The organism is Streptomyces sp. NPDC058470 (assembly GCF_042721055.1).
GTDB lineage: Bacteria > Actinomycetota > Actinomycetes > Streptomycetales > Streptomycetaceae > Streptomyces.
This window is the reverse complement of record NZ_JBHXMF010000086.1, coordinates 1-22,074: the sequence shown is the minus strand read 5'-3', so window position 1 is coordinate 22,074 and position 22,074 is coordinate 1. Positions and strand designations below refer to the sequence as shown.

Sequence of the window (22,074 nt, the reverse complement as noted above, 5' to 3'; positions counted from 1 at the left end):
AGAGGGCCAACGTCGTCCCTCGGCACTTGCAAATGCCACGACGACGACGGGAGAGCCGATGCGTACGCCGCGCCAGCCGTCCCAGCACTCCACGAATGGCCAGAAGTGGTCCTTCATGGATGCTCGCCCTGCCGCCCAGGGTATGTACGACCCCCGCAACGAGCACGACGCCTGTGGCGTCGGCTTCGTGGCCACCCTCACCGGTGAGGCGAGCCACGCGCTGGTCGAGCAGGCGCTCACGGTTCTGCGCAACCTGGAGCACCGAGGAGCCACCGGCGCCGAACCCGACTCGGGTGACGGCGCGGGCATCCTCTCCCAGGTGCCGGACGCCTTCCTCCGTGCGGTGGCCGGATTCGAGCTGCCCGCGGCCGGTGCGTACGCGGTGGGTATCGCCTTCCTGCCCGAGGACGGCCTCACCGACGCCGTCTCACGTATCGAGACGATCGCCGCCGACGAGGGCCTTACCGTCCTCGGCTGGCGCGAGGTACCGACCGCCCCCGAGCTGCTCGGCGCCACCGCGCGTTCGACCATGCCCGCCTTCCGTCAGGTCTTCGTGACCGACGGCGGGTCCGCTGCTTCTTCAACGGGCATCGACCTCGATCGCAAGGCCTTCGTGCTGCGCAAGCGCGCCGAGCGCGAGGCCGACGTGTACTTCCCGTCGCTCTCCGCCCGCACCATCGTCTACAAGGGCATGCTGACCACCGGCCAGCTGGAGCCCTTCTTCCCGGACCTGTCCGACCGCCGCTTCGCCTCCGCGATCGCGCTCGTGCACTCCCGGTTCTCCACGAACACCTTCCCGAGCTGGCCGCTCGCCCACCCGTACCGCTTCGTCGCACACAACGGTGAGATCAACACGGTCAAGGGCAACCGTAACTGGATGGCGGCCCGCGAGTCCCAGCTCGTCTCCGACCTCTTCGGCGACGAGGACAAGCTCGGCCGGATCTTCCCGATCTGTACGCCCGAGGCGTCCGACTCCGCCTCCTTCGACGAGGTGCTCGAACTCCTGCACCTCGGCGGCCGCTCCCTCCCGCACTCCGTGCTGATGATGATCCCGGAGGCCTGGGAGAACCACGCCTCCATGGCCCCGGCCCGCCGCGCCTTCTACCAGTTCCACGCCACGATGATGGAGCCCTGGGACGGCCCGGCCTGCGTCACCTTCACCGACGGCACCCAGGTCGGCGCGGTCCTCGACCGCAACGGTCTGCGCCCCGGCCGCTACTGGGTCACCGACGAGGGCCTCGTCGTCCTCGGCTCCGAGGTCGGCGTCCTCGACATCGACCCCGCGAAGGTCGTCCGCAAGGGCCGCCTCCAGCCCGGCAAGATGTTCCTCGTCGACACCGCCGAGCACCGCATCATCGAGGATGAGGAGATCAAGGACGGCCTCATCGCCGAGAAGCCGTACGCGGAGTGGCTGGAAGCCGGCGAGATCGAGCTCTCCGACCTGCCCGAGCGCGAGCACATCGTGCACACCCACGCCTCGGTCACCCGCCGCCAGCAGACCTTCGGCTACACCGAGGAAGAGCTGCGCATCATCCTCGCGCCGATGGCGAACACCGGTGGCGAGCCGCTCGGCTCCATGGGCACGGACTCGCCGATCGCGGCCCTGTCCGAGCGCCCCCGGCTGCTCTTCGACTACTTCACCCAGCTCTTCGCGCAGGTCACCAACCCGCCGCTGGACGCGATCCGCGAGGAGCTCGTCACCTCCCTGCGCTCCTCCCTCGGCCCCGCGAGCAACCTCCTCGAGCCGACCGCCGCGTCCTGCCGCAGCGTCACCCTGCCCTTCCCGGTGATCGACAACGACGAGCTGGCCAAGCTCATCCACATCAACGCCGACGGCGACATGCCGGGCATGAAGGCCGCGACCCTCTCCGGTCTCTACCGGGTCAGCGGCGGCGGCGCCTCACTCGCCGCCCGCCTCGACGAGATCTGCGTCGAGGCCGACGCCGCCATCGAGAACGGCGCCCGGCTGATCGTCCTCTCGGACCGGCACTCCGACGCCGAGCACGCGCCGATCCCGTCGCTGCTGCTCACCGCGGCCGTCCACCACCACCTCATCCGCACCAAGCAGCGCACCCAGGTCGGCCTCCTGGTCGAGGCGGGCGATGTCCGCGAGGTCCACCACGTGGCCCTCCTCATCGGCTTCGGCGCCGCGGCCGTCAACCCGTACCTGGCGATGGAGTCCGTCGAGGACCTGGTCCGCGCCGGCACCTTCCTGCGCGGCATCGAGCCCGAGCAGGCCATCCGCAACCTGATCTACGCGCTCGGCAAGGGCGTCCTCAAGGTCATGTCCAAGATGGGCATCTCGACCGTCGCCTCCTACCGCGGCGCCCAGGTCTTCGAGGCCGTCGGCCTGGACCAGGCCTTCGTCAGCAAGTACTTCAGCGGCACCGCGACGAAGATCGGCGGCGCCGGACTCGACGTCGTCGCCAAGGAGGTCGCGGCCCGGCACGCGAAGGCGTACCCGGCCTCCGGCATCGCGCCCGCGCACCGCGCCCTCGACATAGGCGGCGAGTACCAGTGGCGCCGCGAGGGCGAGCCGCACCTGTTCGACCCGGAGACGGTCTTCCGCCTCCAGCACTCCACGCGCACCGCCCGCTACGACATCTTCAAGAAGTACACGGACCGGGTGAACGAGCAGTCCGAGCGGCTCATGACGCTCCGCGGACTCTTCGGCTTCAAGTCGGACCGTCAGCCGATCTCCATCGACGAGGTCGAGTCGGTCGAGGAGCTCGTCAAGCGCTTCTCCACCGGCGCCATGTCGTACGGCTCCATCTCCAAGGAGGCGCACGAGACCCTCGCCATCGCCATGAACCAGCTGGGCGGCAAGTCCAACACGGGTGAGGGCGGCGAGGACGCGGACCGTCTCTACGACCCCGCGCGCCGTTCGTCGATCAAGCAGGTCGCCTCCGGCCGCTTCGGTGTGACGAGTGAGTACCTCGTCAACGCGGACGACATCCAGATCAAGATGGCGCAGGGTGCCAAGCCCGGCGAGGGCGGCCAGCTGCCCGGCCACAAGGTGTACCCGTGGGTCGCCAAGACCCGGCACAGCACCCCCGGCGTGGGCCTCATCTCCCCGCCGCCGCACCACGACATCTACTCCATCGAGGACCTCGCCCAGCTCATCCACGACCTCAAGAACGCCAACCCGCAGGCCCGCATCCACGTGAAGCTGGTCTCCGAGGTCGGCGTCGGCACGGTCGCCGCGGGTGTCTCCAAGGCGCACGCGGATGTCGTCCTCATCTCCGGCCACGACGGCGGTACGGGTGCTTCACCCCTCACCTCCCTGAAGCACGCGGGCGGTCCCTGGGAGCTGGGCCTGGCCGAGACCCAGCAGACGCTGCTCCTGAACGGCCTGCGCGACCGGATCGTCGTACAGACCGACGGCCAGCTGAAGACCGGCCGTGACGTCGTCATCGCCGCGCTGCTCGGCGCCGAGGAGTTCGGTTTCGCGACCGCGCCGCTCGTCGTCTCCGGCTGCATCATGATGCGCGTCTGCCACCTGGACACCTGCCCGGTCGGCATCGCCACCCAGAACCCGGTGCTCCGCGAGCGGTTCGCCGGCAAGGCCGAGTACATCGTGAACTTCTTCCGGTTCATCGCCGAGGAGGTCCGCGAGATCCTCGCCGAGCTGGGCTTCCGCACCATCCAGGAGGCCGTCGGCCACGCCGAGAACCTCGACGTCGAGCGGGCGATCACCCACTGGAAGGCGCAGGGCCTGGACCTGAGCCCCCTCTTCTACGTGCCCGAACTGCCCGAGGGCACCCCGCTGCACCAGGTCATCCAGCAGGACCACGGCCTGGAGAAGGCGCTCGACAACGAGCTGATCAAGCTCGCCGCCGACGCCCTTGCCGCGTCCAGCGCCACCGACGCCCAGCCGGTCCGCGCCCAGGTCGCGATCCGCAACATCAACCGCACGGTCGGCACCATGCTCGGCCACGAGGTGACGAAGAAGTTCGGCGGCGCGGGCCTGCCCGACGACACCATCGACATCACCTTCACCGGCTCGGCGGGCCAGTCCTTCGGCGCCTTCCTGCCGCGCGGTGTCACGCTGCGCCTGGAGGGCGACGCCAACGACTACGTCGGCAAGGGCCTCTCCGGCGGACGCGTCATCGTCCGTCCCGACCGGGGCGCCGACCACCTCGCCGAGTACTCGACGATCGCGGGCAACACCATCGCGTACGGCGCGACGGGCGGCGAGATCTTCCTGCGCGGCCGCACCGGCGAACGCTTCTGCGTCCGCAACTCCGGCGCGACGGTCGTGGCCGAGGGCGTGGGCGACCACGGCTGCGAGTACATGACCGGCGGTCACGCGGTCGTCCTCGGCGAGACGGGACGGAACTTCGCGGCCGGCATGTCCGGCGGTATCGCGTACGTCCTCGACCTGAACCCCGACAACGTGAACGTCAGCAGCACCGGGGCCGTCGAGACCCTCGACGACGCCGACGCCCAATGGCTGCACGACGTGGTGCGCCGGCACGCGGAGGAGACCGCTTCGACGGTCGCCGAGAAGCTCCTCGCCGAGTGGCCCGCGTCGGTGGACCGCTTCAGCAAGATCATCCCCAGCACTTACAAGGCAGTACTCGCCGCCAAGGACGCCGCCGAGCGAGCCGGACTCCCCGAGTCCGAGATCACCGAGAAGATGATGGAGGCGGCGACCAATGGCTGATCCCAAGGGCTTTTTGAACCATGGCCGCGAGGTCGCCAGGACCCGTCCGGTCGGCGAGCGCGTCAGGGACTGGAACGAGGTCTACGTCCCGGGCTCACTGCTCCCGATCATCCCCACGCAGGCCAGCCGCTGCATGGACTGCGGCATCCCGTTCTGCCACAACGGCTGTCCGCTGGGGAACCTGATCCCCGAGTGGAACGACTACGCCTACCGCGAGGACTGGTCCGCCGCCTCCGAGCGCCTGCACGCCACGAACAACTTCCCGGAGTTCACCGGCCGGCTGTGCCCCGCTCCCTGCGAGTCGGCGTGTGTGCTCGGCATCAACCAGCCCGCCGTGACCATCAAGAACGTCGAGGTCTCCATCATCGACAAGGCCTGGGACAGCGGCGATGTCGCGCCCCAGGCCCCGGAGCGCCTGTCCGGCAAGACGGTCGCGGTCATCGGCTCGGGCCCCGCAGGTCTCGCCGCCGCCCAGCAGCTCACCCGGGCGGGTCACACGGTCGCCGTGTTCGAGCGCGCCGACCGGGTCGGCGGCCTCCTGCGGTACGGCATCCCCGAGTTCAAGATGGAGAAGCGGCACATCAACCGGCGTATCGAGCAGATGCGCGCGGAGGGCACCAAGTTCCGTACGGGTGTGGAGATCGGCCGCGACATCGACGCGGTGCGGCTGCGCAAGCGGTACGACGCCGTGGTCATCGCTGCGGGTGCGACGACCGCCCGCGATCTCCCCGTCCCCGGGCGGGAGTTGAAGGGCATCCACCAGGCGATGGAGTACCTGCCCCTCGCCAACAAGGTCCAGGAGGGCGACTTCGTGGCGCCCCCCATCACGGCCGAGGGCAAGCACGTCGTGGTCATCGGCGGCGGCGACACGGGCGCGGACTGCGTGGGCACCGCCCACCGCCAGGGCGCGGCCTCGGTCACCCAGCTGGAGATCATGCCGCGGCCCGGCGACGAGCGGCACCCCGGTCAGCCCTGGCCGACCTTCCCGATGCTCTACAAGGTCAGCTCCGCGCACGAGGAGGGCGGCGAGCGCGTCTACGCCGTCTCCACCACCCACTTCGAGGGCGACGAGGACGGCAACGTCCAGTGGCTGCACCTCGGCGAGGTCGAGTTCATCGACGGCAGGCTGACCCCGAAGCCGGGCACGGAGCGCAAGATCCCCGCCCAGCTGGTGACGCTCGCGATGGGCTTCACGGGTACGGACGTCGAGAACGGCCTGGTCTCCCAGTTCGGCCTGGAGCTGGACGCGCGCGGCAACATCGCCCGCGACGCCGACTTCGCGACGAACGTCCCCGGCGTGTACGTCGCCGGTGACGCCGGACGCGGCCAGTCCCTCATCGTCTGGGCGATCGCCGAGGGCCGCTCGGCCGCCCGCGGAGTCGACCGCTTCCTGACCGGGGTCAGCGAACTCCCGGCCCCGATCCGCCCCACGGACCGCTCGCTGATGGTCTGACGCTCCACCCCAAAAGACGTCCCGTACAAAGGCGTACGGAACTGAACGCGGCGCCTGCCCAGTCCCCGACCGGACGATGGTGGGCGCCGTGGTGCGTCCGGGTCACCTGCCGTCGGCTATGGCACCCGGTACTTGCCCCCCCGGTACACCTGCCGTCGGCTATGGCACCCGGTACGTCTCCCCGTACACCTGCCACTCCAGCGGCGTGTGCAGGTCGAGGTTTCCGTCGTTCAGGAACTGCCGCTGTGCGGTGTCGATGCGGGTGGTGTCGCGGTGGGCGTTCCTCGACTTCATGGCCGCGCGGCGGATGTCGAGGAAGCGGGCGAGGTACGCCTTCTCCGAGCCGCCCTCGGCGGGGGTGCCGACCTCGGCCGTGGCCCGGGTGCGCAGGCCGTAGAAGCCGGTGGGACCGGTGCCGGGGCCGTGCATGACCATCGCGTCGTAGTAGATGAACTGGCCCAGTGTCCCGAGGCCGTCGAGTTTGGCCAGCCGGACGGCGGGGTCGAAGTAGACGCGGTCCCGTTCGGTGTCCTGGGCCGTGCGGAAGGCCGGAACGCGGGACTCCGTCCGCCAGGCCGCGGGAAAGCCGGGGTCCAGCCCCTCGTGGGAGTCCGTGCCGTCGACCGCGCGCAGGGCGGGGAGGTAGCGGGCGAGCCCGTTGCCGGGGTGGTCCTTCGTGTAGTGCTCCACGAGGACGAGCAGATCGTGGGTGCCGGTGCAGAATCCGATGATGCCCGCGGTGTAGCCCTGGCCGTCGCCGATGTCCTCGATGTAGGCGTACGCGCTGGGCCAGTCCAGCGTGGAGTTCTCGGCACTCGCCACGATCTGCTGGGCCAGTTCCTTCTTGTCGGGGCTGTCGAGGCCGGCGCCGTCCGCGCTCGGCCGGCCGGCCCGCGGGGGCGCGGCGTCGCCCGGGTCCGAGAGGCCCGGTGCCGAGAAGCAGAGCGCCGCGACGACGAAGGGGGAGAGCGCGAGCAGCACGAAACCTGCACGTTTCATGGACCCAGCGTAGGGAGCGGCAGGGGCCTGTCCGGTATGAACCGCCGGACAGGAGGCCGGCGGCGAACGCCGGTGTGTGCCGGGGGAGTGAACTGTCGTGCCCGCCGTCCGTCACGTAATCTCGGCCTCCCTCAACCCTTGAGCGATGGGAGCCGTCCCGCATGCCCGCAATCAGTCTCACCAAGGTGGAGGAGACGGCACCCGCGCTGGTCAGTCTGTACAAGAGCGCCGGTGTCTCCCTCACCAAGCACGGGCTGAACGGGCAACGGGCCGCCGTGTACCTGGTCATGGACTACTCGGGGTCCATGAAGCCGTACTACCAGGACGGCAGCATGCAGGCGCTCGCCGACCGGGTGCTGGGGCTCTCGGCGCACCTGGACGACGACGGAACGGTCCCTGTCGTCTTCTTCTCCACCGACATCGACGCGGTCACCGACATCGCCCTCGTCAACCACCAGGGGCGCATCGAGCAGATCGTGTCCGGGCTCGGGCACATGGGCAGGACCAGCTACCACCTCGCCATGGACGCGGTCATCGACCACTACCTCGACAGTGGCTCCAAGGATCCCGCCCTCGTCGTCTTCCAGACCGACGGCGGACCGATCAACAAGCTCGCCGCGGAAAGGTACTTGTGCAAGGCGGCGAAGCTTCCGCTGTTCTGGCAGTTCATAGGGTTCGGGGATCCGGGAAGCAGGCAGTTCGAATTCCTGCGCAGGCTGGACGAGTTGGCGGTACCGCAGAAGCGGCTCGTGGACAACGCCGGTTTCTTTCATGCCGGTTCGGATCCGCGGAAGGTGTCCGACAGTGAGCTGTACGACCGGATTCTCGGCGAGTTCCCGCAGTGGCTGGCGGCGGCGCGGGCGCAGGGGATCGTGCAGTGACCGCGCGTCTGCTGTCCGCCGCCGAACGGGTCGCCGTGCCCTGGAAGAACGGGGGCGGGGTGACCCGCGAGATCGTCGCCTCGCCCAAGGGCGCGGGCATGGGCGACTTCGTCTGGCGGGTGAGCCTCGCCGAAGTCGCCGCGGACGGGCCGTTCTCCGCCTTCCCCGACATCGACCGCACCCTGACCGTCGTCGAGGGCGCCGGCATGGAGCTGACCGTGGACGGGAAGCGACGGCTCGTCAACTCCCCTTACGAACCACAGGACTTCCGCGCTGACGTCCCCATCGACTGCCGGCTGCTCGACGGCCCGGTCGTGAACCTCAACGTGATGTGGCGCCGAGACAGCGGTCGTACGCCCCCGACGGTCGCCGTGGTACACGGCCGGCTGTCCCTCCCCGCCGCGCCCGCCCTGATCGTCGCCCTCGACGGACCCGCCGAGGTGGCCGGGCTGTCTCTCCGGCCGTACGACGCCGCGTTGTTGACCGGTGAAGGCGCGGTGCTGCGCGCGCAGGGCCGTACCGCCGTGATCGGTCCTACTCCGTAGAGCCGAGCGGCGCGTTCTGCGACAGGCGGGCGAACTGGTCCTTGGAGAGGGCGACTTGGTGAGCGCCCAGATTCTCCTCCAGGTGCGTGGGTGAGGTCGTACCGGGGATGGGGATCACGTTCGGGGCGCGGTGCAGCAGCCAGGCGAGGGCCGTCTGCGCCGGGCTCGCGCCCAGTTCGCGTGCCACTTCGGCGACCGGGCTACCCGGCCCCGCGTGGTCGCCCATCGCGATCGGGAAGAAGGGCAGGAAGGCGATTCCCTGCGCGGTGGTGTGGTCGAGTACGGGGTCGTGGTCCCGCGCGGCCAGGTTGTAGAGGTTCTGCACGCTCGCGATGGGTGCGACCGCCGAGGCTTCCTCGATCTGCTCGACCGTGACCTCGGAGAGGCCGAGGTGCCGGACCTTGCCTTCGTCCTGGAGCTGCTTCAGGGCACCGATCTGTTCGGCGAGCGGGTAGTCGGGGTCGATGCGGTGCAGCTGGAGCAGGTCGATGCGGTCGGTGCGCAGTCGGCGCAGGGAGAGTTCGGCCTGCTGGCGCAGATAGGCGGGATGGCCGAGCGGAATCCACTCCGTGGGAGACGGCCGGGCCACGCCCACCTTGGTGGCGAGGGCCACCTCGCCCGGATACGGACTCAGGGCCTCGGCCACCAACTCCTCGCCGGCCCCGAGCGCATACGCGTCCGCCGTGTCGAAGAGCGTGACACCGAGGTCGACCGCCCGCCGCAGCACGGCGATCGCGCCTTCGCGGTCGACGGGTGCACGCCAGATGTGGGCGTTGCCGCCGGTCGGATCGCCGGGGCCGTCGGCCAGGCGCATCGTGCCGTAGCCGATCCGCCGGACGGGAAGATCGCCGCCGAGAGTGAACGTTGTGTGGGACAAGGAGTTCGTCGCGGTGCTGGTTGTGGTGTTCGTCGCGGTGTTCGTCATGACCGTGAGGCTAGGAGCTCACATGGATGTGAGTTTCAAGAGGATGTGAGGGGCATCACATGAGAAGGGGTGATGGAGGTATGAGGATCGGCGAGCTGTCGGTCAGGACGGGCGTCAGCGCGCGGCTGCTGCGTTACTACGAGGAGCAGGGTCTCCTCGACTCGCGTCGTACGCCCGGCGGGCACCGCTCGTACGACGCCGACGCGCCCACCGCCGTACGCGGCATCCGGCTGCTCCTCGACGCAGGGCTGCCGACGCGCGTCATCCGCGAGGTGCTGCCCTGCGTCGAGGACGACGGCACGACCGTCGGTGACTGCATGGCCGACCGCCTGCGCGGGCGGCTGTGCGAACTCGACGCCAGGATGACGGAGTTGGCGGAGAAGCGGGCTTCGCTGGTCTCCCTGCTCGACCCGTGACGACCCGTTGGCTTCGCCGGGACGTCGTGCCACCCTGGGGTGAGCCGAGGAGCGGCATATGGATGACGCGCGAGAGAGCAACTCCGGTAGCAGCGCCGGGACTTCGGGGGACGCGTGGAGAGTCGGCACCTCGCCGCCCGGACGGCCCGCCGAGGTCGGCAAGGGAGAACGGTTCGCGGACTGGGCCGACGCGCGGCTCGGCGTGTACGCGCAGGCCAGGACCAATCTGCGCAAGGTCTTTCCCGAGCACTGGTCGTTCATGCTGGGCGAGGTCTGCCTCTACAGCTTCCTCATCCTGATCCTCACCGGGATCTACCTCACGCTGTTCTTCGAGCCGAGCGGGGTCGAGGTCGTCTACAACGGCTCGTACGAACCGCTCAACGGCGTCCTCATGACGCGGGCGTACGAGTCCACGCTCGACATCAGCTTCGACGTACGCGGCGGACTGCTGATCCGGCAGATCCACCACTGGGCGGCGCTCGTGTTCGTCGCCGGGATGCTCGTGCACATGATGCGGGTGTTCTTCACCGGTGCGTTCCGCAAGCCGCGCGAGGTCAACTGGGTGTTCGGCTGGACCCTGTTGATGCTCGGCCTCATCACCGGACTGACCGGCTACTCGCTCCCCGACGACCTGCTCTCCGGCACCGGCGTCCGCTTCGCGCAGGGCGCCATCCTGTCGATCCCGGTGGTGGGGACGTACCTCTCCTTCTTCCTCTTCGGAGGGGAGTTCCCGGGCCACGACATCATCCCGCGGTTCTTCCCGATCCACGTACTCCTGCTGCCCGGGATCATGCTGGGCCTGGTGGTCGTCCATCTGATCCTGGTCTTCTACCACAAGCACACGCAGTATCCCGGGCCCGGACGGGAGGAGAAATCCGTCGTCGGCATGCCGTTCATGCCGATCTACGTGGCCAAGGCGGGCGGCTTCTTCTTCCTCGTCTTCGGGGCGCTGTCGATGATGGGGGCGATCGCGACGATCAACCCCGTGTGGGCCTTCGGCCCCTATCGCCCGGATCTGGTGACGACCGGTGCGCAGCCCGACTGGTACCTCGGCTTCTCCGAGGGACTGATCCGGGTGATGCCGGGATGGGAGATCAACGGCTGGGGCCACACACTTCAGTTGGGCGTCTTCATCCCCTTCATGCTCTTCCCGCTGGTCATGACGGCCATCCTCGTCTATCCGTTCATCGAGGCCTGGATCACCGGGGACAAACGCGAGCACCACCTGCTGGACCGGCCGCGCAACGCGCCCACCCGCACGGGACTCGGCGTGGCCTGGCTGAGTCTGTACGGGGTGCTGCTGATCGGCGGCGGCAACGACATCGTGGCCATGCATCTGCACCTGTCGATCAACACGATCACGTGGTTCGTGCGGATCGCCTTCTTCGCCGTGCCGGTACTCGCCTTCGTCGTCACGCGGCGGATCTGCCTGGGGCTGCAGCGCGGGGACCGCGACAAGGTGCTGCACGGGCGGGAGTCGGGCATCATCAAGCGGCTGCCGAACGGCGAGTTCGTCGAGGTGCACGAACCGCTCACGCAGGAACAGCGGTTCGCGCTCACCCAGCACGAGCAGGCGCCACCGTACGAAGTGGGTCCGCTCGTCGACGCGAACGGTGTCACCCGCCGCGTCGGCCCCTCCCACCGACTGCGCGCATGGCTCGCCCGTGCCATGTACGGGCCCGGCACGCAGATCCCGAAGCCGACGGTGGAGGAGTACCGGGAGCTCACGAGCGAGGATCACCACCACTGAGAGCGCCGAGGACTACCGCTCTGCACTCGGCCGGGCTGCCCCAGGCGGTGCGCAGAGCGCGGGCCTTGGTGAGCCAGAGGGACAGGTCGTACTCGGCCGTGTAACCGATCGCGCCGTGCAGCTGGAGCGCCGTACGGGCGGTGGCGTACGCCGCCTCACCGGCCGTGACCTTGGCTGCGGCGACGTCCGCCGGTTCCATGGACAGCGCCGCCCCGAAGAGCAGCGGCCGCGCGAACTCCAGGGCGATCTTCGCATCCGCGAGCTGGTGCTTGACGGCCTGGAACGAGCCTATGGGGACGCCGAATTGGGTGCGCTGTTTGACGTACTCCACTGTTCTGTCGAGAAGGGCGAGGCCCACACCGAGCGCTTGGGCGGCTGTGGCGAGCCGGGCCCAGGTGAGGGCCTGGGCGGCGGCATGGGTCACCTGGGGGCCGGTGGCGAGGAGTTCGCCGCCGGGACGGGGGCGGGGGAGGGTGAGTCGGCGGGCGGGGTCGAGGGAGGGGCGCGGGGCGTCCGGACCGGTGACGCCTGTTGTCGGATGGGGTTTTGGGTGTGCGGTGGTGTCTCGTACCGTCAGGTGGAGTTCCGGGCGTGCGGCGGTGACGCCTGTTGTCGGGTGGGGTTTTGGGTGTGCGGTGGCGTTCCGTACGGCCAAGTGCAGTTCCGCCGCTTCGGCGTCCAGGAGGAATGGTCCGCCGCCCGGTAGGGCGACCGTCGCCAGCGCCTCTCCCGAGGCGAGTGGCGGCAGGAGGCGCTTGGCGGGGTCCGATTCGCCGAGCGCCGATTCGCCGAGTCCCGATTCGCTGAGTCCCGGCTCGCCGAGTTCGGTGAGTAGCGTGGCCGCTGCCACCGTCTCCACCAGCGGGCCCGGGACTCCGTGGCGGCCCAACTCGACGAAGGCGACGGCCAGTTCCACGGGGAGGGGGCCCAGGCCCTCGTACGCCTCCGGTACCGCCAGTGCGAACACGCCCGCCTCGGCGAGGCGGGACCACAGGGCGCGGCCGGGGGCACGGTCGCCCGTGGCCCACGCGCGGATGACCGTCGGTGTGTCCGCCGCCGTCAGCAGGGCGTTCAGGGAGTCGGCGAAGGCGCGCTGCTCGGGGTCGAGGAGGAAGCGCATCAGCGCCGGCCCTTCGGGAGGCCGAGGAGGCGCTCGGCGATGATGTCGCGCTGGATCTCGTTGGTGCCGGCGTAGAGAGGTCCGGCGAGGGAGAAGACATAGCCCTCGGACCAGTCGGTGTCCGCCAACTCGCCCTCCGGGCCCAGCAGATCGAGTGCCGTCTCGTGCAGCGCGATGTCGTACTCCGACCAGAAGACCTTGTTCAGGCTGGACTCCGGGCCGATCGGCTCCCCGGCGGCGAAACGGGAGGCACCCGCGTAGGTGAAGAGCTGGTAGGCGCGGGCGCCGATCACCGCGTCGGCCACCCGGTCGCGCAGCGCCGTGTCCGAGGGGTCGGCGTGGGCGCGCCACAGGGCGGCAAGCCGGTCGGCGGCGGCCAGGAAGCGGCCCGGCGAGCGGAGCGTCAGACCGCGTTCGTTCCCCGCCGTCGACATGGCGACCCGCCAGCCCTGGCCCACCTCGCCGATCACGTCCTCGTCAGGGACGAAGACGGAGTCCAGGAAGAGTTCGGCGAAGGCCGGCTTGCCGTCCAGGCGGCCGATCGGGCGGACCGTCACGCCCCGTGCGCGCAGGTCGAACATCAGGTAGGTGAGGCCCTGGTGGGGCCTCGGAGTGTCCGGTTCGCTGCGGAACAGTCCGAACGCGCGGTCCGCGAAGGCCGCCCGCGATGACCAGGTCTTCTGGCCGCTCAGCAGCCAGCCCCCGTCGGTACGCACCGCGCGGGAGGTGAGCGAGGCCAGGTCGGAACCGGCCTCGGGTTCGGACCAGGCCTGCGCCCAGACGGTCTCGCCCGTGGCCATCGACGGCAGTACACGCGCGCGTTGCTCCTGCGTCCCGTGGTCGAAGAGGGTGGGGGCCAGCAGGTTGATGCCGTTCTGGCCGACCCGGCCCGGCGCGCCCGCCGCGTAGTACTCCTCCTCGAACACCAGCCACCGCACGATGTCCACACCCCGGCCGCCGTACTCCGCCGGCCACGACACCACCGACCAGCGGGCCGCGGCGAGTTCGGCCTCCCACGCGCGGTGGGCGGCGAAGCCCTCCTCGGTCTCCAGGGAGGGGAGGGGGGCGGGCGGCACGTGGGCGGCCAGCCAGGCCCGGGCCTCGGTGCGGAAGGCCTCGTCGGCGGGGGAGTGGGCGAGGTCCATGGGCAGCACCCTTCGGGGTCTTCGGGGGGAAATCCCTCCGGGGCCTCCAGGGCCTAGGGGGAACCCTTCGGCGGCAAGCTTCCCTAACAAGTGTTTGGTAGGTTAGCGTGGGGCCATGAGCGACGTCGAGGGTCCGGCGTACGTATCCGGGCACGGGCTGCTGAAGGGGCGTACGGCCGTCATCACCGCCGCGGCCGGTGCCGGCATCGGCGGAGCCACGGCGCGCAGGTTCCTCGAAGAGGGCGCCCGTGTACTGATCAGCGACGCGCACGCGCGGCGGCTCAAGGAGAGTGCCGAGACCCTGGCAGGCGAGTTCGGTGCCGCGAGTGTCGCCGCGCTGCCTTGCGATGTCAGCGACGAGGACCAGGTCCAGGCCCTCTTCGACGCGGCTCCGGAACTGCACGGCGGTCTGGACATCGTCGTCAACAACGCTGGTCTCGGCGGTACTTCGGACCTCGTCGACATGACCGACGAGCAGTGGTCGAGGGTGCTCGACGTGACCCTGGGGGGTACCTTCCGGTGCACCCGCGCGGCCCTGCGGGCACTCAAGGCGCAGGGCGGTGGCGGCGTCGTCGTGAACAACGCCTCCGTCGTCGGCTGGCGCGCCCAGGCCGGGCAGGCGCACTACGCCGCCGCGAAGGCCGGGGTCATGGCGCTCACCCGGTGCGCGGCGATCGAGGCCGCCGCCTACGGGGTGCGGGTCAACGCCGTCTCCCCGAGCCTCGCCATGCACCCGCACCTCGCGAAGGTGACCACACCGGAACTTCTCGAGGAGCTGACGGCCCGCGAGGCGTACGGGCGGTACGCCGAGCCCTGGGAGGTGGCCAACGTGATCGTGTTCCTGGCGTCCGGCTACTCCTCGTACATGACCGGCGAAGTCGTGTCCGTCAGCAGTCAGCACGCGTAGGGGCGGGGCGGCCGGCATGCGTGGATACGAAGGCCACGGGACCACAATGGGCCCGTGCCTACCAAGAAGAAGCCCCAGGTGACCGCCTCGCCCGAGCGGCGCCGCGAACTGCTCGACACGGCCGCCGAGGTCTTCGCCGAGCAGGGCTACAACGCCACCACCGTCCGCAAGATCGCGGATCAGGCCGGAATGCTCGCGGGCAGTCTCTACTACCACTTCGACTCCAAGGAATCGATGCTGGAGGAGATCCTGCGGACGTTCCTCGACGAGCTCTGGGACGGGTACGACACCGTCCTGGGCGCCGAGCTGGGCCCCCGGGAAACCCTGGAGGCCCTGGTCACCGAGTCCTTCCGGGAGATCGACCGGCACCGCGCCGCCGTCGCGATCTACCAGAAGGAGTCCAGGCACCTCGCCGTGCAGCAGCGGTTCGCGTTTCTCGCCGAGTCGCAGCGCAACTTCGAGAAGGCGTGGCTGAGCACGCTGGAGCGCGGTGTCGCCGCCGAGGTCTTCCGGGCCGACCTCGACATCCGGCTCACCTACCGGTTCGTGCGCGACACCGTGTGGGTCGCCGCGTCCTGGTACCGGCCCGGTGGGCACCACAGTCCGGAGGAGATCGCCCGGCAGTACCTGTCGATGGTCCTCGACGGGATCTCCGTACGCGAGTAACCCCATGTCCGTGAGCTCCATGTCTGTGAGATCTATATCCGCGAGCTCTATATCCGCGAGCCCCATGTGCGCGAGCCCTATATCCGCGTGTCCCTGAGGGAGTTGTCATGGCCGAGGCCTACATCGTCGAAGCGGTCCGTACGCCCGTCGGGCGGCGCGGGGGAGGCCTGAGCGGCGTCCACCCGGCCGACCTCGGCGCGCAGGTACTGGGCGCACTGGTCGAGCGTTCGGGTGTGGACCCGGCCGCCGTCGAGGACGTCGTCTTCGGGTGCCTCGACGCGGTCGGGCCGCAGGCGGGGGACATCGCCCGCACCGCCTGGCTGGCGGCCGGACTGCCCGAGGAGGTGCCGGGAGTCACCGTCGACCGACAGTGCGGGTCCTCCCAGCAGGCCGTGCACTTCGCCGCCCAGGGCGTCCTGTCCGGCACCCAGGACCTGGTGGTCGCGGGCGGCGTCCAGAACATGAGCCAGATACCCATCGCCTTCGCCTCCCGCCAGGCCGCCGAGCCGCTCGGCCTGACGCAGGGCCCCTTCGCGGGCAGCGAGGGGTGGCGGGCACGCTACGGCGACCGGCCCGTCAACCAGTTCCACGGCGCCGAGCTGATCGCCGCCAAGTGGGGCATCAGCCGCCGCGACCAGGAGGAGTTCGCCCTCCGCTCCCACCAGCGGGCGATCCGCGCCATCGACGAGGGCCGCTTCGTACGCGAGACCGTCCCTTACCGAGACGTCACGGTCGACGAGGGCCCGCGCCGGGACACCTCACTGGAGAAGATGGCGGGCCTGAAGCCCGTCACCGACGGGGGTACCGTCACCGCCGCCTGCTCCTCCCAGGTCTCCGACGGCGCCGCCGCCATGCTCCTCGCCTCCGAGCGGGCTGTACGGGAACACGGGCTGACCCCGCGCGCCCGCGTGCACCACCTCTCCGTACGCGGCGAGGACCCCATCCGGATGCTGACGGCCCCCATCCCGGCCACCGCCCACGCCCTCAAGAAGACCGGCATGTCCATCGGCGACATCGACCTCGTCGAGATCAACGAGGCCTTCGCCCCGGTCGTCCTCGCCTGGCTCAAGGAGACCGGCGCCGACCCGGCCAAGGTCAACGTCAACGGCGGCGCGATCGCCCTCGGCCACCCACTGGGCGCCACCGGCGTAAAACTGATGACAACCCTCCTGCACGAACTGGAGCGCACCGGCGGGCGGTTCGGGCTCCAGACCATGTGCGAGGGCGGCGGCCAGGCAAACGTGACGATCATCGAACGGCTCTGAGCAGCTCCAAGGACTTCAAGGTCTCCTCCGCCTCGGCCATCACCCGGTCCACCAGCTCCGCGCATGACGGCAGGTCGTCCACCACCCCGGCGACCTGCCCGGAGGACATCACTCCGAGGTCGGTTCGGCCGTCCACCATTGCGGATCTGAGGAGCATCGGGGTGTTGGCCGCGAGCAGCATCTGGCTCCAGGACAGGTCTCTGCCGTGCTTCATCGCGAGGCCGTCGCGGATCATGGCGGGCCAGGAGAGGCCGGATATCTTGCGGAAGCCGGCGGCCCGGCGGACGGCGTGGGCCAGGATTCCCGTGCGGCCGGACTTCTCCAGGGAGTTGACGAGGTCGGTACGCAGCATGCGGTGCGGGAGGCCGTCTACGGCCGTCGTGACCGTGACGTCCTTGACCGTCGCCGCCAGGTACCGCGCCTTCACCGCGTCGGGGACCGTCGAGTCGGAGGTCAGCAGGAAACGCGTGCCCATGGCGACGCCTGCCGCGCCGAAGGCCAGCGCGGCCACCAGCCCCCGCCCGTCATGGAAACCGCCCGCCGCCACGACCGGGATGGAGACCGCGTCCACCACCTGCGGCAGCAGCACGGTCGTCGCGACCTCGCCGGTGTGCCCGCCGCCCTCGCCGCCCTGCACGATCACCGCGTCGGCGCCCCAGGCGGCCACCTTCTCGGCGTGTCGGCGCGCCCCGACGGAGGGGATGACGACCAAGCCCGCGTCCTTCAGCTCCGTGATCAGCGCGCGGGAAGGGGCGAGCGCGAAGGACGCCACGCGTACGCCTTCGTCGATGATGATCCGCACCCGGTCGCCCGCGTCCCCCGCGTCGGCCCGCAGATTCACGCCGAAGGGCGCGTCCGTGCGGGACCCGACCTCCCGTACGGCGTCCCGCAGTTGGTCGAGGGTCATCGTCGCGGACGCCAGGATGCCCAGCGCGCCCGCGTTCGCCGTCGCGGAGACCAGACGGGGGCCCGCCACCCAGCCCATGCCGGTCTGCACGATCGGGTGGCGGACGCCGACCAGCCGGGTGAGCGCGGTGTCCATCAGCGACTCCCTGTACCGGTGGTCCCGGCGGTCCCGGCGGTCCCGACGGTCCTGGTGCGGGCCGCGCCGGGCACCTCACGGTCCCGCGTGCCCTTCGGGTCGATGACCTCGCGGATCAACTTCAGCTCCGCCGGGGACGGTTCGCGGGTGTACGGAACGTCGGCGGGCACGTGCAGCTCGAAGCCTGTCGCTTCCCCGACCTGTTCGACCGTGACGCCGGGGTGCAGCGAGGCAAGGCGCATCGAGTGGTCGGAGGTGGCGAAGTCGAAGACGCCGAGGTCGGTCACCACGCACGGGATGCGGTGGAAACGGGTGGCGCTCGGGCCCGCGGCGGCGGCACGGTCGTACCCCACACCGCAGACCATGTCGACCTTCCCGACGAACACGCGCGGGGAGTGCTTCGGGATCCAGTAACTGGTCGGGTTGTTGAGGGTGTTGACCGGTGCGCCGCGCACGCCGAGCAGCTGGCGCCGGGGCCGGTCCCAGTCACCGACGCACGAGATGTTCTGGTTGCCGAAGCGGTCGATCTGGCTCGCGCCCATCATCACGTGCCGGCGCCCGCCGGTCACCATCGTCAGATGCTGGCGGTACGGCAGCCAGCCCTCCGGTGTTCCGTCGAGCCCTACGAGCATCGCCTCGCCGTCGGTCAGCAGCAGCTCGGGGGAGAAGGTGCGCTTGGCGAGACGGGCGCCGATGGACGGGATCAGGCCCATCGGGCCGGCGAGCACCTCGCCGTTGCCCCGCCAGGCCTCGGCGCAGGCGATCACGCAGTACTCGGCCAAGGTCGGGCTCACTGGTCCTGCTCCTTCTGCCAGGCCTGGACGGCGCTCTGGTAGGCGTGTTCGTCGCCGCCGAAGAACCGCTCGGCGAACTCGGCGTACGGCGTGGTCGCGTACAGCTTCTGGAAGGCCTCGTCGCGGCCGTGGTCCGGGGCGCAGGACGTGAAGTGCGCGCCGTTCGGCGCCTCGACGACACCCGTCACGCTCGACCGCTTGAGCAGCAGGGTCTGCGGCGCGGCCTCCTTGGTCAGCTCCGCCGTGTCGACGACGCGCTCGCAGGAGACGTACGACGCGTCGGCCGCCTCGCAGAACAGGTCGTCGAAGTACGGGTCCGGGCCCAGGTACTGGCCATTGCCCAGCCGGTCCGCGCGGTTCATGTGGACCAGGGCCGCGTCCAGGCGGAGGGCGGGCATCGCGACGAACTCCTCGCGGATGCCCGAGGGGCCGCCCGGCGCCTCTGATGGCCTGGCGCCCACAGTGAAGTCGTCGGCGTACGGCGAAGTGACTGTCCGCAGCCAGGGGTTGACCCGCATCACGTCCGAGCCGAGCCCGGCACGCACCGGCAGGAACGGCAGCCGGTTCGCGGCGGCGTGCAGTCCCCACATGAACATCGCCTCGTCGACCTCCATCAGCTCGAAGGCCCCGCTCTCGCGCGCCGCGCGGTAGTGCGGTTCGAGCGGGATCGAGTCCAGGGTCACGAACGCGGTCACCAGCTTCCGGATCCGGCCGGCGGCGGCGAGCAGACCCACGTCCGGGCCGCCGTACGAGACGACGGTGAGATCGGTGATCTCGGACCGGAGCAGTGCTCTCACCAGGGCCATCGGTTTGCGGCGTGAGCCCCAGCCGCCGATGCCGAGCGTCATCCCGCTCTCCAGACGGCCCACTGCCTGCTGGGCGGACATGGTCTTGTCGCTCACCGGGTGGCCTCCTTGCCGAACTCGTCGAATTCACCGGACCTGCCGAAGGTGTCGCGGACGTCTTCGGCCACCCCGCTGAGGCCGGCCTCGAAGGTGAAGCCCTGCTCGAAGCGGTAGCTGCGGCGCACGTCCACGGGATCGATTCCGTTGATGGCGGCCTTGGCGAGCCGCAGGAGACGGCCGTCCTTCGCGGCGATCTCCCGGGCCAGCTCCAGTGCGGCCGCGCGCAGTTCGGTGCGCGGCACGACCTTCCACACCGAGCCGTGCGCGTGCAGCTCGGCCGCGGTCGCGGTGCGCGAGGTGTAGTACAGGACGCGCATCAGGTGCTGCGGCACCAGACGGGCCAGATGGGTGGCCGCACCGAGCGCCCCACGGTCCAGCTCGGGCAGCCCGAAGGTCGCGTCCTGGCTCGCCACGATCGCGTCCGCGTTGCCGACGAGACCTATCCCGCCGCCCAGACAGAAGCCCTGCACCGCCGCCACCACCGGCACCTCGCACTCGTACACCGCCGCGAACGCCTCGAAGCAGCCCCGGTTCGCGCCGATGAGCACGCCATGACCTTGCGTACGGCCGGCGGTGTCCCGCTGTATCTCCTTGATGTCCACGCCCGCGTTGAAACCGCGGCCCTCGGCCGTCAGCACGACACAGCGGGTCCCGGGGTCACGGCCCGCCGCGCGGACGGCGTCGGCCAGGTCGAACCAGCCCCGCACGGGCAGCGCGTTCACCGGCGGGAAGTCGACCGTGACGACCGAGATCCCCTTTTCCGGGCTCGAGGTGGAGACACCCATGGGCACATCAGCTACCTTCGGCTATCTTTCCACCAAACGTTTGTTAGGTGAGATTTCGAAGCTAGCAGCGAATGCAGCCCAGCGGGAGGCCCTGTGGACAACGCGGATCTCGACGGCAGGACCGTCGTCGTCACGGGCGGTACCCGCGGGGTCGGCGCCGGGATCGCGCGGGCCTTCGTGCGGGCGGGCGCCGAGGTCGTGGTCTGCGCGCGCAGGCCGCCCGAAGTACTGGTCGAGGGCGCCGCGTTCACGCCCGTGGACCTACGGAACCCGCCCGCCGTCCGCGACTTCTTCGACGCCCTGCCCCGGCTCGACGTCCTGGTCAACAACGCGGGCGGCTCCCCCTACCGGCCACTCGCGGAATCGGACGCCGAACGCCACGCGCGCGTGATCGAGCTCAACCTCACCGCGCCGCTGACCGCCTCGCTCGCCGCGTACCGCCACCTCCAGCGGGCCAGGGGCTCGATCGTGATGATCGGCAGCGTGAGCGGGACGCGGCCGTCGCCCGGCACGGCGGCGTACGGGGCGGCCAAGGCGGGCCTGGAGAACCTGGCCCGTTCGATGGCCGTCGAGTGGGCCCCCGACGTCCGCGTCAACACCCTCGTCGTCGGCATGGTCCGCACCGAACGCTCGTACCTGCACTACGGCGACGAGGACGCCGTCGCCGCCGTCTCCCGGACCGTCCCGCTGGGCCGCCTCGCCGAGCCGTACGACGTCGCAGCGGCCGCCGTCTTCCTCGCCTCGGACGCCGCCGCGTACATCAGCGGGGCGAGTCTGCTGGTCCACGGAGGGGGCGAACGGCCCGCCTTCCTCGATGCCGCAACCGCCAACAAGGAGAGCTGAGATGAGTGGACCGCTGCTGTGCGAGGGGCGTGTCGTCGTCGTCACGGGTGCGGGGCGCGGGCTCGGCCGGGCGCACGCGCGCGCGTACGCCGCCGAGGGGGCGCGAGTCGTCGTGAACGACCTCGGCGTCGGTCTCGACGGCACGCCCGGTGCCGGGTCTCCCGCCGGGCAGGTCGTGGATGAGATCCGCTCGGCCGGCGGGGCGGCGGTGGCCCACGGCGGCGACGTCGCGACCACCGAGGGTGCCGTGTCCCTCGTACGCACCGCTCTGGAGACGTACGGGCGCCTCGACACCCTCGTCAACAACGCCGGGTTCCTCCGGGACCGGATGCTGGTCAACCTCGAAGAGGACGACTGGGACGCCGTGATGCGGGTCCATCTGAAAGGGCACTTTCTGCCGCTGAAGCATGCGGCGGCGTACTGGCGGGCGGAGGCCAAGTCCGGGCGGCCGCCCCGGGCCCGGGTGGTGAACACCAGTAGTGGAGCGGGCCTGTTGGGGTCCGTCGGGCAGGGGAACTACAGCGCCGCCAAGGCCGGGATCGTCGGGCTGACGCTGGTCGCCGCCGCCGAGTTGGGACCGTACGGAGTTCAGGTCAACGCGGTTGCTCCCGCGGCGCGGACACGGATGACCGAGGGGGCGTTCGCGTCGGCGATGGCCGCGCCCGACGACGGCTCCTTCGATGCGATGGCTCCCGAGAACGTGTCGCCGTTGGTGGTGTGGCTCGGGTCCGCCGCGAGCGCAGGCGTCACCGGGAGGGTCTTCGAGGCCGAGGGCGGGCGGATCACCGTGATGGAGGGGTGGCGGGCAGGGCCCGGTGTGGACAAGGGGGCGCGGTGGACTCCGGCGGACGCCGGGGACGCGGCGTTGAAGCTGTTGGCGGGGGCGGAGGTGCCGGGGGCGGTGTACGGGGTGGGGTGACGTGCGTTTTTCGCCCCCTCCGCCCCTGCCCATTCCCGTCCCTTGGGG

19 protein-coding genes are annotated in these 22,074 nt (G+C 70.4%); 11 read left to right on the top strand and 8 right to left on the bottom strand.

The window, feature by feature from the left end:
* Positions 1 to 58: 58 nt before the first annotated feature.
* Both gltB and ACFWP7_RS39145 read left to right on the top strand, forming a co-directional pair.
* Entirely contained in the window at positions 59 to 4,666 is a 4,608-nt protein-coding gene (gltB, locus tag ACFWP7_RS39150) for a glutamate synthase large subunit (protein WP_384392212.1), read from the top strand.
* On the top strand, positions 4,659 to 6,119 hold the full coding sequence (locus tag ACFWP7_RS39145; RefSeq protein ID WP_384392209.1) for a glutamate synthase subunit beta: 1,461 nt from the start codon (positions 4,659 to 4,661) through the stop codon (positions 6,117 to 6,119). Before gltB ends, ACFWP7_RS39145 begins: the two co-directional genes overlap by 8 nt.
* A gap of 159 nt (positions 6,120 to 6,278) precedes the next feature.
* Here the strand turns inward: ACFWP7_RS39145 and ACFWP7_RS39140 are convergent, their stop codons facing one another.
* A complete protein-coding gene (locus ACFWP7_RS39140; RefSeq protein ID WP_384392206.1) occupies positions 6,279 to 7,118 on the bottom strand; it encodes a chitosanase in 840 nt (279 codons plus the stop codon).
* 161 nt (positions 7,119 to 7,279) lie between these two features.
* Here ACFWP7_RS39140 and ACFWP7_RS39135 point away from each other — a divergent pair, with 161 nt between their 5' ends.
* Both ACFWP7_RS39135 and ACFWP7_RS39130 read left to right on the top strand, forming a co-directional pair.
* Positions 7,280 to 7,999, top strand: a complete 720-nt coding sequence (locus ACFWP7_RS39135) for a vWA domain-containing protein (protein ID WP_384392203.1) — start codon at positions 7,280 to 7,282, stop codon at positions 7,997 to 7,999.
* Entirely contained in the window at positions 7,996 to 8,544 is a 549-nt protein-coding gene (locus ACFWP7_RS39130) for a HutD family protein (RefSeq protein WP_384392200.1), read from the top strand. Before ACFWP7_RS39135 ends, ACFWP7_RS39130 begins: the two co-directional genes overlap by 4 nt.
* On the opposite strand, the gene ACFWP7_RS39125 is transcribed toward ACFWP7_RS39130, so the two are convergent.
* On the bottom strand, positions 8,534 to 9,469 hold the full coding sequence (locus ACFWP7_RS39125) for an aldo/keto reductase (RefSeq protein ID WP_384392197.1): 936 nt from the start codon (positions 9,467 to 9,469) through the stop codon (positions 8,534 to 8,536). The genes ACFWP7_RS39130 and ACFWP7_RS39125 overlap by 11 nt on opposite strands.
* Positions 9,470 to 9,549: 80 nt before the next feature.
* Between ACFWP7_RS39125 and ACFWP7_RS39120 the strand changes: the two genes are divergently transcribed.
* On the top strand, positions 9,550 to 9,885 hold the full coding sequence (locus ACFWP7_RS39120; RefSeq protein ID WP_384392194.1) for a MerR family transcriptional regulator: 336 nt from the start codon (positions 9,550 to 9,552) through the stop codon (positions 9,883 to 9,885).
* Positions 9,886 to 9,943: 58 nt separating this feature from the next.
* On the top strand, positions 9,944 to 11,635 hold the full coding sequence (locus ACFWP7_RS39115) for a cytochrome bc complex cytochrome b subunit (protein ID WP_384392191.1): 1,692 nt from the start codon (positions 9,944 to 9,946) through the stop codon (positions 11,633 to 11,635).
* Here ACFWP7_RS39115 and ACFWP7_RS39110 read toward each other — a convergent pair.
* Positions 11,610 to 12,755 carry an acyl-CoA dehydrogenase family protein gene (locus tag ACFWP7_RS39110; protein WP_384392188.1) on the bottom strand — a complete coding sequence of 382 codons (1,146 nt, stop codon included), beginning with the start codon at positions 12,753 to 12,755 and terminating at the stop codon, positions 11,610 to 11,612. The two genes, ACFWP7_RS39115 and ACFWP7_RS39110, sit on opposite strands and share 26 nt — an antisense overlap.
* Entirely contained in the window at positions 12,755 to 13,900 is a 1,146-nt protein-coding gene (locus tag ACFWP7_RS39105; protein ID WP_384392185.1) for an acyl-CoA dehydrogenase family protein, read from the bottom strand. The genes ACFWP7_RS39110 and ACFWP7_RS39105 overlap by 1 nt, the downstream gene beginning before the upstream one ends.
* 115 nt (positions 13,901 to 14,015) lie before the next feature.
* Between ACFWP7_RS39105 and ACFWP7_RS39100 the strand changes: the two genes are divergently transcribed.
* The 3 genes from ACFWP7_RS39100 (at position 14,016) to ACFWP7_RS39090 (ending at position 16,738) form a co-directional block, all read left to right on the top strand.
* Positions 14,016 to 14,807 carry an SDR family oxidoreductase gene (locus ACFWP7_RS39100; protein WP_384392182.1) on the top strand — a complete coding sequence of 264 codons (792 nt, stop codon included), beginning with the start codon at positions 14,016 to 14,018 and terminating at the stop codon, positions 14,805 to 14,807.
* 54 nt (positions 14,808 to 14,861) lie between these two features.
* Complete coding sequence (locus ACFWP7_RS39095; protein ID WP_384392179.1) at positions 14,862 to 15,473, top strand: TetR/AcrR family transcriptional regulator; 612 nt, start codon at positions 14,862 to 14,864, stop codon at positions 15,471 to 15,473.
* Positions 15,474 to 15,580: 107 nt separating this feature from the next.
* Entirely contained in the window at positions 15,581 to 16,738 is a 1,158-nt protein-coding gene (locus ACFWP7_RS39090) for an acetyl-CoA C-acetyltransferase (RefSeq protein ID WP_384392176.1), read from the top strand.
* Here the strand turns inward: ACFWP7_RS39090 and ACFWP7_RS39085 are convergent.
* Genes ACFWP7_RS39085 through ACFWP7_RS39070 form a run of 4 tightly spaced genes read right to left on the bottom strand, consistent with a single transcriptional unit; the run spans position 16,722 to position 20,264 of the window.
* Complete coding sequence (locus ACFWP7_RS39085; RefSeq protein WP_384392173.1) at positions 16,722 to 17,780, bottom strand: NAD(P)H-dependent flavin oxidoreductase; 1,059 nt, start codon at positions 17,778 to 17,780, stop codon at positions 16,722 to 16,724. The two genes, ACFWP7_RS39090 and ACFWP7_RS39085, sit on opposite strands and share 17 nt — an antisense overlap.
* On the bottom strand, positions 17,780 to 18,574 hold the full coding sequence (locus ACFWP7_RS39080; RefSeq protein WP_384392170.1) for a CoA-transferase subunit beta: 795 nt from the start codon (positions 18,572 to 18,574) through the stop codon (positions 17,780 to 17,782). The genes ACFWP7_RS39085 and ACFWP7_RS39080 overlap by 1 nt, the downstream gene beginning before the upstream one ends.
* Positions 18,571 to 19,476: a CoA transferase subunit A gene (locus tag ACFWP7_RS39075; protein WP_384392167.1), complete on the bottom strand. Its 906-nt coding sequence runs from the start codon at positions 19,474 to 19,476 to the stop codon at positions 18,571 to 18,573. The genes ACFWP7_RS39080 and ACFWP7_RS39075 overlap by 4 nt, the downstream gene beginning before the upstream one ends.
* The gene (locus ACFWP7_RS39070) at positions 19,473 to 20,264 is read right to left on the bottom strand and encodes an enoyl-CoA hydratase family protein (RefSeq protein WP_384392164.1); all 792 of its coding nucleotides are present in this window, start codon (positions 20,262 to 20,264) and stop codon (positions 19,473 to 19,475) included. The genes ACFWP7_RS39075 and ACFWP7_RS39070 overlap by 4 nt, the downstream gene beginning before the upstream one ends.
* 93 nt (positions 20,265 to 20,357) lie before the next feature.
* Between ACFWP7_RS39070 and ACFWP7_RS39065 the strand changes: the two genes are divergently transcribed.
* Together ACFWP7_RS39065 and ACFWP7_RS39060 are read left to right on the top strand one after the other, a co-directional pair.
* The gene (locus ACFWP7_RS39065; RefSeq protein WP_384392161.1) at positions 20,358 to 21,107 is read left to right on the top strand and encodes an SDR family oxidoreductase; all 750 of its coding nucleotides are present in this window, start codon (positions 20,358 to 20,360) and stop codon (positions 21,105 to 21,107) included.
* A gap of 1 nt (position 21,108) precedes the next feature.
* Positions 21,109 to 22,026: an SDR family oxidoreductase gene (locus ACFWP7_RS39060; protein ID WP_384392159.1), complete on the top strand. Its 918-nt coding sequence runs from the start codon at positions 21,109 to 21,111 to the stop codon at positions 22,024 to 22,026.
* Positions 22,027 to 22,074 lie beyond the last annotated feature (48 nt).